This is a genomic window from Microbacterium sp. 05T445 (assembly GCF_056395865.1).
In genome coordinates this window covers 320,778-332,900 of record NZ_JBFTKJ010000001.1, presented here as the reverse complement: position 1 = coordinate 332,900, position 12,123 = coordinate 320,778, and the positions used below count along the sequence as shown (strand labels likewise).

Below are 12,123 nucleotides of genomic sequence, written 5' to 3'. Positions count from 1 at the left end.
TGTTCTATTCTGTGGAGATGGGGGCGATCGTGCAGCTCACGGCACAGCATGTGCACGAACCCGCCGTGCAGGAGCGGGCGGGAAGCGATCCTGCCACTCTCGAGGCGGTGAGCGGGGGGTCGACCGGTGCCATCGCGCGGCTGCGCGCACAGCTCGAGCGGGTGCAGGGCCGACGACTGGACGCACCGGTGCTGCCGGTGCACCCCGCGCTGGCATCGCTCCTTCCGGGAGGCGGCCTGCGCCCGGGGTCCGCGTACTCCGTGCCGCGCTCGACGTCGGTGCTGCTCGCGCTGCTCGCCCAGCCGTCGCAGTCCGGGTCGTGGTGCGCTGTCCTGGGGATGCCGCGGCTCGGCGCCGAGGCGGCCGAGGGGCTGGGGGTCGACCTGTCGAGGCTCGTGCTCATCCCCGATCCGGGGGCGCGGTGGCTCGCGGTGACGGCGACGGTCGCCGAGGTGCTGCCGGTGGTCGCGGTGCGTCCGTCGGGGCGGGCGCCCGACGGCGAGGTCGCCCGTCTGGCGGCGCGGCTGCGCGACCGCGGTGCGGTGCTGCTCGTGCAGGGGCCGTGGCCGCAGGCGGAGGCGGTGATCGAGGTGGGCGAGCCGACCTGGGAGGGCGTCGGCCGTGGCCACGGGTACCTCTCCGGCCGGGAGGTGACGCTCACCTCGTCGAGCCGCCGGTGGCCGCGATCGCGGCGCGCCCGCGTGATGCTCCCGGATGCCGCGGGCCACGTCTCCGCCGCTCCCGAGCGGATCCGTCCCGTCGAGGCGCTGCGCCCGGGCGAGGAGTCCTTCCCGCTCGAAGCCTCTCCGCATCGGATCAGGGCGGTGGGGTGACATGACGCCGGGAGCGCCCGTCCGGAGCCTCGTGCTGTGGTTCCCCGACTGGCCGGTCACCGCGCTGGAGAGGGAGGCCGGTGCTCTCGAGCAGGAGCCCGACGGAGGCGGGGGGCGACCGGGCGATGCCGGGGAACGCCCCGGTGGGACGCGCGCCGCGGCGGTCGTGGAACGGCATCCGGTCGCCGTGGTGGAGCGCAACCTCGTCGTCGCGTGCTCGGCGGCGGCGCGGGTCGAGGGGGTGCGCCGGGGGCAGCGCCGTCGAGACGCGCAGGCGCGGTGCCCCGGACTGACGCTGGTGAACGCGGACGCCGCCCGCGATCAGCGCGCCTTCGCACCGGTGGTGTCGCTGATCGAAGAGCGGGTGCCGGGCGTGCAGCTGGTGCGCCCCGGGCTGTGCGCGCTGCGGGCCAGAGGACCGGCACGGTACTACGGCGGCGAGACCGAGGCCGCCCGCATGCTGATCGGCGCGCTGCACGAGGCAGGGCTCGACGAGGTCCGCGCCGGGATCGCCGACGGACCGTTCACGGCGGAGCAGGCGGCGCGCGGGGCCACGACCGCCGCCGATCCGGTGTTCGTCGTGCCCGCCGGGGGAGCGGCAGGGTTCCTCGCACCGCTGTCGGTCGCGGTGCTCGACGCCTCGGCGATGCTCGGGCCCGGCGCCGGGGCGGGGGCCAAGGATGCGACGGACCTCGTGGGCCTGCTCGCCCGGCTGGGCGTGCAGACTCTCGGCGGGTTCGCCGGAATGGAGGCCGACCGCGTGCGCGAGCGGTTCGGCGAGCGGGGCGTGCGGCTGCATGCGCTCGCCGCGGGGCAGGACTCGCGGCCGGTGCACCCCCGCACGCCGCCACCCGAGCTGCAGCGCGAGGTCGCGTTCGAGCCGCCCCTCGAGATCGCCGACCAGGTCGCGTTCGCGATGCGCGTCGCCGCCGACGACTTCGTCGCAGGGCTCGGCGCGGTCGACCTCGTCTGCACCGAGCTGCGGGTCGAGCTCGTCGGCGACCGGGGGGAGCGCAGCGAGCGGGTATGGCTGCATCCCGGGTCGTTCGATGCTGCGGCGGTCGTCGACCGCGTGCGATGGCAGCTGGCCGAAGACGTCGGCACCGGCGATGCGGCCCGGGGCGGATTGCGCAGCGGGGTCACCCTGGTGCGCATCTCGCCGGAGGCGGTGGACGCGGCATCCCATCACGCGCCGGCGCTGTTCGGCGGCGGTCCTGAGGAGCGGGTGCACCATGCGCTGTCGCGCGTGCAGGCGATGCTGGGGCACCGTGGGGTGCTGACGCCGGCCATCGGCGGCGGACGGTGGCTCGCCGAACGGCAGGTGCTCGTGCCGTGGGGCGACCGCGACGAACGCGACCGACGGCCCGGAGCCGCCGGGGGTCTCGCGGCGCAGCGCGCGCGACCGTGGCCGGGGAGTCTGCCCGATCCGCTGCCGACGACGGTGTTCGCCGATCCGGTGCCGGTCGACGTGCGCGCGCTCGGCGGCGAGCTCGTCGATGTCGACGAGCGGGGCAACGTCTCGGCGGTGCCCGCGTTCTTCATCGAGAGCGGGCGACGGCGGGGGATCGAGGCGTGGGCGGGCCCGTGGCCGGTGGTGGAGCGGGGATGGGATGCCGGGCGCTCGCGTCGTGCGCACCGGTTCCAGGTCGTCGACGCCGACGGAGCCGCATGGCTGCTGGTGTGCGACGGCGACGTCTGGACCGCGGAGGCGACGTATGACTGAGATGTCTCCGCTGATCTCGGCGGGACGGCAGGCGCCGCACCCCGCGACGGCGGGTGAGGGCTGATGGGCTTCAACAATCCGGGCGTTCCGTGGTCCGAGATGGAGCGCGTGCTGAGCGGTCGCCGTCGGCCCGGCGGACCGCCCGTCGGCGCCGACGGCGGCGACAGCCCGGCGTGGTCGCACAAGCGGGGGCCGTACGTCCCGCCCGAGATCGAGCGCCCGACCGACGCGATCCCCTACGCCGAGCTGCACGCGCACTCGTCGTACTCGTTCCTCGACGGCGCCTCCTCGCCCGAAGAGCTCGCCGAAGAGGCCGAGCGTCTGGGCCTGCACGCCCTCGCGGTCACCGACCACGACGGCTTCTACGGCATCGTCCGGTTCGCCGAGGCCGCCGAGACCCTCCGGCTCAGGACGGTGTTCGGCGCAGAGCTGTCGCTGGAGCTTCCCCGGCCGCAGAACGGCGAGGCCGACCCGGTCGGCGGGCACCTGCTGGTGCTCGCCCGCGGCGAGGAGGGGTACCACCGGCTGGCGGGAGCGATCACGCACGCCCAGCTGCAGGGGGCCGAGAAGGGCAGACCGGTCTACGACCTCGACGAGCTCGCCGCGCAGGCGGCGGGGGAGTGGGCGGTGCTCACCGGATGCCGCAAGGGTGCGGTGCGCCGCGCGCTCGCCGAGGGCCCCGACGCGGCGGCCCGCGAACTCGACCGCCTCGTGACGCTGTTCGGAAAGGACAACGTGCACGTCGAGCTCATCGACCACGGCAACCCGCTCGACACCCGCGACAACGACGTGCTGGCCGGGCTCGCGCGGGAGCGGGGGCTCCCGCTCCTCGCCACGAACAACGTGCACTACGCCGTGCCGAAGCGGCAGCTGCTGGCCGCGGCGGTCGCGGCGGTGCGGGCGAACCGCGGGCTCGACGAGCTCGACGGCTGGCTGCCCTCCCACGCCGGAGCGCACCTGCGCTCGGGCGCCGAGATGGCCGAGCGGTTCGTGCGGTTCCCGGATGCCGTCGCCCGCACGGTGACCCTCGCCGACGAACTCGCCTTCCCCCTCCGCAAGGCCAAGCCCGCGCTCCCGAAGCAGAAGGTGCCCGAGGGGCACACGCCGATGTCGTGGCTGCGGCACCTCGTCTGGGAGGCGGTGCCGCGCAAGTACCCCGACCTGACGGAGGCGAACCGGGGGCGCATCGAGAAGGAGCTCGGTGTCATCGAGATGAAGGACTTCCCCGGCTACTTCCTCATCGTGCACGGGATCGTGCAGGAGGCGCGGCGGCGCGGCATCCTGTGCCAGGGTCGCGGCTCCGCCGCCAACAGCGCGATCTGCTACCTGCTCGACATCACGGCCGTCGACGCGATCGGGTACGACCTGCCGTTCGAGCGGTTCCTGTCGAGCCTGCGCGAGGAGGAGCCCGACATCGATGTCGACTTCGACTCCGATCGCCGCGAGGAGATCATCCAGTGGGTCTACCAGGAGTACGGCCGCGACCGCGCGGCACAGGTCGCGAACGTCATCCAGTACCGCCCCAAGAATGCCGTGCGCGACATGGCGAAGGCGCTCGGCCATTCGCCGGGGCAGCAGGACGCCTGGTCGAAGCAGATCGAGGGCTGGGGAGCCCTCCTCGAGACGGGCGCCGGCCACGACATCCCCGACCAGGTGCTGGAGTTCGCCTCCGAGCTGCTCAAGGCGCCGCGGCATCTCGGCATCCATTCCGGCGGCATGGTGCTCACCGACCGTCCGGTGGGCGAGGTCGTGCCGATCGAGCACGCCCGCATGGAGAACCGCACGGTGATCCAGTGGGACAAGGACGACGCGGCCTGGATGGGCCTGGTCAAGTTCGACCTGCTGGGACTGGGGATGCTGGCCGCCCTGCAGTACTGCTTCGACATGATCCGCGCCTCGACCGGGGAGGACTGGGAGCTGTCGACCCTCCCGAAAGAGGAGAAGGCTGTCTACGACATGCTGTGCCGCGCCGACTCGATCGGCGTGTTCCAGGTCGAGTCGCGGGCGCAGATGGGGCTTCTTCCGCGGCTGCAGCCGCGGAAGTTCTACGACCTCGTGATCGAGATCGCGCTCATCCGCCCTGGCCCCATCCAGGGTGGCGCGGTGCACCCGTTCGTCAAGCGCAAGCTCGGTCAGGAGGAGGTGACCTACCCGCATCCGAAGCTGGAGCCGGTGCTGGAGCGCACGCTCGGCATCCCGGTGTTCCAGGAGCAGCTCATGCAGATGGGAATGGCCGTGGGCGGGCTCACCGGCGAGGACGCCGACCTGCTGCGGCGGGCCATGGGGTCCAAGCGCGGCGTCGAGCGCATCGAGTCGCTGAAAGAGAAGCTGTACGCCGGCATGGCCGGGAACGACCTCGTCGGCGAGGAGGCCGACGCGATCTACGCCAAGATCCAGGCGTTCGCGAACTTCGGCTTCGCCGAGTCGCATTCGCTGTCGTTCGCGCTGCTCGTGTACGCCAGCTCGTGGATCAAGCTGCACTATCCGGCGGCGTTCCTCGCCGGACTCCTGAGGGCGCAGCCGATGGGCTTCTACTCGCCCGCGACCCTCGTCGGCGACGCCCGCCGTCACGGCGTCGACGTGCGCCGCCCCGACCTGCACCTGTCTGGCGTCGAAGCGGTGCTGGAGGCGCGGGACGGCGAGGTGACGGACTCGTCGGACTCCGCGGACGAGTCGCACGCCACGCCGGTAGGGCCGACGGGGCTGGACTCCTGCCTGCACCGCAACCAGCCCCCGGTGGGCCTGTTCGACATCGCGGCGCCCGACGAGTCGGCGGCTCACCGTCGGGATGGGCGCTTCGCCGTGCGGCTGGGGCTCGCGGGGGTGAAGGGGATCGGCGCGGCGGTCGCGCGGCGCATCGTCGCCGCCCGTGAGGCCGGAGGACTGTTCCGCGACCTCCGCGACCTCGTCCGACGCACCAGCATCACCGCGGCGCAGGTCGAGGCGCTCGCCACCGCCGGGGCGTTCGAGTGCCTCGGGCTCAGCAGGCGTGAGGCGATCTGGCTCGCCGGGTCGGCGGCGCAGGACCGCCCCGAGTTCCTGCCGGACTCGCTCATCGCGGTGCAGCCGCCGCTGTTCACCGACCCCACCAGCTACGAGCGCCTCGCCGCAGACCTGTGGGCCACCGGCGTCTCGACCGACGACCATCCGATGACGCACTACCGCTCCGGACTGGACGCCCGCGGCGTGCTGACGTCGCGCGAACTGCGCAGTCACGAGGTCGGCCGCCGCGTCGAGGTGGCGGGGCTCGTCACCCACCGGCAGCGGCCGGCGACGGCATCCGGGATCACCTTCCTCAATCTCGAGGACGAGCACGGCCTCGTGAACGTCGTCTGCTCGCTGGGCGTCTGGAACCGGTATCGCCGCGTCGTGCGGGATTCGCCGGCGCTCATCGTGCGGGGCATGCTGGAACGCTCGGTCGAGGGGGTGACGAACCTCATCGCCGACCGCTTCGAAGACCTCCGCGTCGAGGTGCAGCACCGTGCGCGCGATTTCCGTTGACGGATGCCGCGCCACGCCGCACCGGCATAGGGTGACGATGTCGCGGCGCCGACGCCGCGAGGGAGAAGGCCGCTGTGGCAGGCAAGCTCGGGAACATCACGTTCTACGCCGACGATCCTGCGGCACTCGCACGCTTCTGGGGCGCCGTCTTCGGCTACCCCGAGATGACGTGGGACGAACCGCTGAAAGGCGAGCTGCTCGCGGCGGGTCTGACCGAAGCGGACCTCGCCAAACGAGGCGTGGCCGAGGACCCGGACGGAGTCGGGCCGCGATTGTTCTTCCACCACGCGTCCGACGCGAAAGCCGGGCGCAACCGGCTTCATCTCGACATCAGTGCGACCCCTGGCCGCTCTCCGAGTCGCGACGAGCTCGACGCCGAGAAGGATCGGCTCGTCGCACTCGGGGCGACGGTCGTCCGGCTCGTCGACCAGATGTGGGGACCCTGGCCCGACACCTATTACCAGATGACCGATCCCGAGGGGAACGAGTTCTGCCTGCAGTAGCGGCGGGGCTCGCGGACGTCTCCGGATGCCCCGCCGCGGGTCCTCGCATCCGCACCGCGTGATGCACGCGGGGGATGCCGAGGCGCCTACTCGACGAGCTTGCCGGCGACCGACACCTCGCGCATGAGCGCGGCGATCTCGGCCGGAATCGGCGGGATCTGCTCCCGCACCACGCCGGTGGCCGGCGACCAGACGAGGTTCACCTGCAGGTCGGGGTCGAGCTCCGGGTAGTCGCTGCGGTTGTGGCAGCCGCGGGTCTCGCGGCGCTCGAGCGCCGCTTCGAGCGTGGCCCGCGCCGCGAGCGCCGCCGACTTCAGGTCGAACGCGTGGGCGAGGTCGTGGTAGCCGGCGATGTCGGGGTGCACGCCGATGTCTGCCATCCGGGCTTCGATCGCGTCGAGCTCGGCGAGGCCGGCCCGCAGACCCTGCTCGTCGCGCACCACACCGGCATGCTCGGTCATCGTGTCGCGGATGGCGCGCTGCAGCGCCCGCACGTTCTCGCTGCCCGATGCCTCGAGGAGGTCCGAGATCTCCGCACGCGCGGCGGCGACGGCCGATGCCGACCGCTGCTGCGCCGGCAGCGCCGCCGAGTAGGCCGCTGCGGCTTGCCCCACGATGCGTCCGAACACCAGCAGCTCGATGAGGGAGTTCCCGCCGAGGCGGTTCGCGCCGTGCAGGCCCGAAGACGCCTCGCCGATGGCGTACAGCCCGGGCACGTCCGTCGAGTGGTCCTCGGAGCGCACCCACACGCCGCCCATCGAGTAGTGCGCGGTGGGCGCGATCTCGATCGGCTCCTTCGTGATGTCGAGCATCTGCAGCTCGAGCATCGTCTGGTAGACGCGGGGGAGGCGGGTCATGATCGTCTCGCGCGGCAGGTGCGAGACGTCCAGCCAGACTCCGCCGTTCGGTGTTCCGCGGCCCTCCTTGATCTCGGTGTAGCAGGCCAGTGCGACGCGGTCGCGCGTGGACAGCTCGAGCCGCTCCGGGTCGTACTTGTGCATGAAGCGCTCGCCGAGTCCGTTGCGCAGGATGCCGCCCTCGCCGCGGGCCGCCTCCGAGACGAGCGTGCCGGCGGCGTTCTCGGGCTCGATGATGCCGCTCGGATGGAACTGCACGAGCTCCGGATCCCGCAGTCGCCCGCCGGCCTCGACGGCGAGGCGGAAGGAGTCGCCGGTGTTCTCGTCGCGGCGCGACGAGGTCCGCCGCCAGATGCGGTTGTGGCCGCCCGCGGCGAGGATGACGGCGTCGGCGTGGATGAGGTAGCGGGTGCCGTCCTCGAGGTCGAAGCCGTAGGCGCCGAAGACCGCGCCGTCCTGGTTCACGAGGATGCGCGTGACGTAGACGGTGTCGAGGATCGGCACCCGCAGCTGCGCGGCACGGTTGATCAGGGTGCGCTGGATCTCGAGCCCGGTGTAGTCGCCCGCGAACGCGGTGCGGCGGTAGGTGTGCGCGCCGAAGAACCGCTGCGAGATCCGGCCGTCGTCCTCGCGGGCGAACGGCATGCCGTACCGCTCCAGGTCGTCGATGCCCTGCGCGGCGCCGGAGGTCACGATCTCGACGGTGTGCGGGTTGGCGAGCAGGTAGCTCTCCTTGAGCGTGTCGGCGGCGTGCTGCTGCCAGGAGTCGTCGGCATCCATCGTCCCCAGTGCGGCGTTGATGCCGCCGGCGGCGAGCGAGGTGTGGGCGTCGGACTTGGGACGCTTGCCCAGGGCGATGACGTCGACGCCGGCTTCGGCGAGCTCGATGGCCGCGCGAAGACCGGAGCCTCCGGTGCCGATGACAAGGACGGTGGTGGACAACTGACGTTCGGTGGGAGTCACGACGTTCACGCTAGGCATTCGCTTCCGATTACTCCAATGCATATTCAGCGTTGATTCGATAGCGATACGCTATGGAAATGAATCTGGAGCAGCTGCGAGGCTTCGTCACCGTCGCTCATCTCGGCAACTTCACGCGGGCGGCGGAGCAGCTCCACCTCGCGCAGCCGTCGCTGAGTCGACAGATCGCGGCGCTCGAGCACGACCTCGGCGCGGAGCTCTTCCACCGCGCACGCACCGGCAGCACGCTCACCGCGGCGGGGGAGTCGCTCCTGCCCCTGGCGAGGCGCATGCTGGCGGACGCGGAGTCCGTCCGCCGCGAGCTGGATGAGCTGGCCGGACTGCGCCGCGGCCGCGTGCGACTGGGGGCGACGCCGACGCTGTGCATCAGCCTCGTCACCGAAGTGCTGAGCGCGTTCCACGCCGCGCATCCCGCCGTCGAGCTGCACATCACCGAGCGCGGCTCGCGGGGGCTGCTGGACGAGCTGGCGGCGGGCGAACTGGACCTGGCGCTGATCACGACATCGGACGCGGCATCCACCGAACGGTTCATCGTCACCCCGCTGCTCATCGAGGAGCTCGTGATGATCTCCTCCGGCAGCGCCCCCGCGCTCACCGAACGCAGCAGCATCACGCTCGGCGAGGTCGCAGAGCTGCCGCAGATCGTCTTCAGCTCGACCTACGATCTGCGGGCGACGACCGATGCCGCGTTCCAGGCCGCGAGCCTGACGCCGCACACCGTCATCGAGGGCGCGGAGATGGATGCCGTGCTCCGCTTCGTCGAGCGCGGCCTCGGCGTGGCCATCGTCCCCGCGATGGTGCTGATCGAGCGCGAGGGGCTGCGGGCGGTGCGCGTCTCGACCCCCACGCTCACCCGCACCATCAGCATCGCGCGCGTCGCGGACATCGCGCCGTCCGCCGCGGTCGAGGTCATGCAGCGATCCATCGTCCGCACGGCGACGACCCTCGCCGCCCGGCCCGAGGCGACGATGCGGCTGGCGTCGGACTGAGGCGCCGCGCCGCCCGTTCGCACCCGGGGGCCCGCTCGACCACGTGCCACCCCGCAGGGCTCGTGTCAAGCGGCTGGCCGCGCATGTCGCCCGGGTCATACGGTGCGACCGATGTCACAGCGCAGCAGGTCGGCACAGCCCGGGCGGGCGGGCGGATGGATGCCTCGCCCCCGCGTCCGCGCGCGCCTCGCCGCCCCGCCGCGTCGGGCACGGATCGTGGCACTGCTGCTCGCCGGGACGCTCGCGCCCGCCGGATGCGCGCCCGCGGCCGTGCCCGATCCGGCGCTGGTGTCGATGGCGGCCGACGCGCTCAGCGCATCCGCATCGGCACGTCTCGGCATCGGGCTGGACCAGGAGAGCCGGATCTTCGCCACGACGTTCTCGGCCCTGCTCGACGACATGGCCGCGAACCTCGCCGACACCGAGCGGGAGCTCGTCCTCGCTCCGACGACGACCCGAGCGGATGCCGACTACCGCGCGGCCGCGCTGGATGCCACCCGCGATGCCCTGGAGGCGGTGCATGCGGCGCAGCAGGGGCATGTCGATGCCGCGCGCGACGAGCTCGAGGCCGCCGTCGCCGAGCTGGATGCCCTGGAGGGTGTGGGATGAAGCGCCTGTTCGCCGTGGCGCTGGGCATCCTCACCGCCATCGGCGGGTTCGTGGACATCGGCGATCTCGTGACCAACGCCGTCGTCGGGTCGCGATTCGGGATGGGCCTGGCGTGGGTCGTCGTCGTAGGGATCGTGGGCATCTGCGTGTACGCCGACATGGCCGGTCGTGTCGCCGCGGTCAGCGGCCGTGCGACGTTCGAGATCATCCGCGAACGCCTCGGCCCGCGGACGGGCATGGCCAACCTCGCGGCATCCTTCCTCATCAATCTGCTCACGCTCACCGCCGAGATCGGCGGTATCGCACTGGCGCTGCAGCTCGCTGCGGGCGTCGGCCCGGGGATGTGGATCCCGGTGGCCCTGTTCGCGGTGTGGATCGTCGTCTGGCGCACGAAGTTCTCGATCATGGAGAACGTCGCGGGCCTGCTCGGCTTGACATTGATCGTCTTCGCCGTCGGGGTGTTCCTGCTGAGTCCGGACTGGGGTGCGCTCGCCACGCAGGCGATCCGGCCCTGGACGACCACCGACGACAGTCCGCTCTCGTACTGGTACTTCGCCGTGGCGCTGTTCGGTGCGGCGATGACGCCGTACGAGGTCTTCTTCTTCTCGTCGGGGGCCGTCGAGGAGAAGTGGACCCGCAAGGACCTGGGCGTCGAGCGCGCCAACGTCTTCATCGGCTTCCCGCTGGGCGGCATGCTCTCGCTCGCGATCGCCGCGTGCGCCGCCGCGGTGCTGCTGCCGCAGGCGATCGAGGTCACGACGCTCTCGCAGGTCGTGCTGCCGGTCGCCGAAGCCGGTGGCAGGCTCGCCCTGGCGTTCGCGATCGTGGGCATCCTCGCCGCGACTTTCGGCGCTGCCTTGGAGACGACCCTGTCCAGCGGGTACATCCTGGCGCAGTTCTTCGGCTGGAGCTGGGGGAAGTTCCGCCGCCCCGCCCAGGCGGCGAGATTCCATCTGTCGATGATCATCTGCCTGCTCGTCGGCGGCGGCATCCTCGCGACCGGCGTCGATCCCATCGCGGTCACCGAGGTGTCCGTCGTGTTCTCCGCCGTCGCGCTGCCGCTGACCTATTTCCCGATCCTGGTCGTCGCGAACGATCCGGAGTACATGGGCCCGCAGGTCAACGGGCGGGCGCGCAACGCGCTCGCGGTGGTCTTCCTGGGGGTGATCGTCGCCGCCGCGGTGGCGGCGATCCCGCTGATGATCGTGACGGGGATGGGCTCATGAGACGCGCGACACGGCCGCGCCACCCGCTGGAGTGGTACCAGGATCCCGACGGCCGGGCGGTGGACGCTCGCCTCCATCTGCTCGATCGGCAGATGCTCGATCGCGACGGCATCCCGATCAGCACCGTGGACGACGTCGAGCTCGACGGCGTCGAACGGGGGGAGCCGGTCGACCACGAGACGACGCCGACGGTGGCGGCGATCGTCGTGGGCGCGGCGGTGCTGCCTCGCATCTTCGGCGGGCGGATGCCGCTCTCCCGCGCCGATCGGCTGTCATGGGAGCTCGTGACCCGGCTCGGGTCCGTCATCGAGCTGCGCGTGCACGCCGACGACCTCGACGCGACGTGGCTGGAGCGGTGGGTGCGCGACCGGATCATCGCCCGCATCCCAGGAGGCCGTCATGCTCCTGAGTGAGCTTCTCGGCATGCGCGTCCGGTCCCGCGACGGCGAGGACCTGGGACGCATCGTCGACGTGCGGTTCCGACGCGGGCCGCGCAAGGGAGAACGCGAAGGAACGCTGGAGCTCGTCGGTCTCATCGTGAGCCCCCACAGCCGCTCGTCGTTCTACGGCTACGAACGCGGCCGCGTGAGTCGTCCCGTCGTCATCGCCAAGGCCATCGCCTGGCTGCATCGCCGCTCGCGGATCGTCCCCTGGGAGTGCGTGCAGCGCGTGGACGACGACGTCGTCCTGGGTGTGGCGGCGCCCCTCATCCCGCTCGACGCGCGCCGCGCACCCACCGGCACGCCCGGCCGGTGACGGGTCGCGCTGCGGTGCGTCGAGCATCCGCCCGTGGAGGTCGACGTGCCCCGTTGTGGCGGTACCGGCTTCCGTGGGACGGTGGTCACGCTCACGGGATCCGCGTCTCGGCGGCGGTCGGTCCGGCCGAGACCCGATCCCTCAA

The 12,123-nt window shown here is 72.1% G+C and carries 10 protein-coding genes; 9 read left to right on the top strand and 1 reads right to left on the bottom strand.

Annotated features, from left to right (window positions below):
- Positions 1-17: 17 nt before the first annotated feature.
- From AC1DDU_RS01490 to AC1DDU_RS01475, 4 genes are all read left to right on the top strand, one after another.
- Positions 18-833, top strand: a complete 816-nt coding sequence (locus tag AC1DDU_RS01490; RefSeq protein WP_477430859.1) for a hypothetical protein — start codon at positions 18-20, stop codon at positions 831-833.
- A gap of 1 nt (position 834) precedes the next feature.
- Positions 835-2,556 (top strand): DNA polymerase Y family protein, encoded by a 1,722-nt coding sequence (locus AC1DDU_RS01485; RefSeq protein ID WP_477430858.1) that lies wholly within the window; start codon positions 835-837, stop codon positions 2,554-2,556.
- Between the two features lie 63 nt (positions 2,557-2,619).
- Complete coding sequence (locus AC1DDU_RS01480; RefSeq protein WP_477430857.1) at positions 2,620-6,057, top strand: error-prone DNA polymerase; 3,438 nt, start codon at positions 2,620-2,622, stop codon at positions 6,055-6,057.
- 74 nt (positions 6,058-6,131) lie between these two features.
- Positions 6,132-6,560 carry a VOC family protein gene (locus AC1DDU_RS01475; protein ID WP_477430856.1) on the top strand — a complete coding sequence of 143 codons (429 nt, stop codon included), beginning with the start codon at positions 6,132-6,134 and terminating at the stop codon, positions 6,558-6,560.
- Between the two features lie 86 nt (positions 6,561-6,646).
- Here the strand turns inward: AC1DDU_RS01475 and AC1DDU_RS01470 are convergent, their stop codons facing one another.
- A complete protein-coding gene (locus AC1DDU_RS01470; protein WP_477430855.1) occupies positions 6,647-8,398 on the bottom strand; it encodes an L-aspartate oxidase in 1,752 nt (583 codons plus the stop codon).
- Positions 8,399-8,457: 59 nt separating this feature from the next.
- Between AC1DDU_RS01470 and AC1DDU_RS01465 the strand changes: the two genes are divergently transcribed.
- The 5 genes from AC1DDU_RS01465 (at position 8,458) to AC1DDU_RS01445 (ending at position 11,978) form a co-directional block, all read left to right on the top strand.
- A complete protein-coding gene (locus AC1DDU_RS01465) occupies positions 8,458-9,387 on the top strand; it encodes a LysR family transcriptional regulator (protein ID WP_477430854.1) in 930 nt (309 codons plus the stop codon).
- A 216-nt stretch (positions 9,388-9,603) separates the two neighbouring features.
- On the top strand, positions 9,604-9,996 hold the full coding sequence (locus AC1DDU_RS01460) for a hypothetical protein (protein ID WP_477430853.1): 393 nt from the start codon (positions 9,604-9,606) through the stop codon (positions 9,994-9,996).
- Complete coding sequence (locus tag AC1DDU_RS01455; protein WP_477430852.1) at positions 9,993-11,222, top strand: NRAMP family divalent metal transporter; 1,230 nt, start codon at positions 9,993-9,995, stop codon at positions 11,220-11,222. Before AC1DDU_RS01460 ends, AC1DDU_RS01455 begins: the two co-directional genes overlap by 4 nt.
- Positions 11,219-11,635, top strand: coding sequence for a hypothetical protein (locus tag AC1DDU_RS01450; protein WP_477430851.1), 417 nt, complete (start codon positions 11,219-11,221; stop codon positions 11,633-11,635). The genes AC1DDU_RS01455 and AC1DDU_RS01450 overlap by 4 nt, the downstream gene beginning before the upstream one ends.
- The gene (locus AC1DDU_RS01445; RefSeq protein ID WP_477430850.1) at positions 11,622-11,978 is read left to right on the top strand and encodes a PRC-barrel domain-containing protein; all 357 of its coding nucleotides are present in this window, start codon (positions 11,622-11,624) and stop codon (positions 11,976-11,978) included. The genes AC1DDU_RS01450 and AC1DDU_RS01445 overlap by 14 nt, the downstream gene beginning before the upstream one ends.
- Positions 11,979-12,123 lie beyond the last annotated feature (145 nt).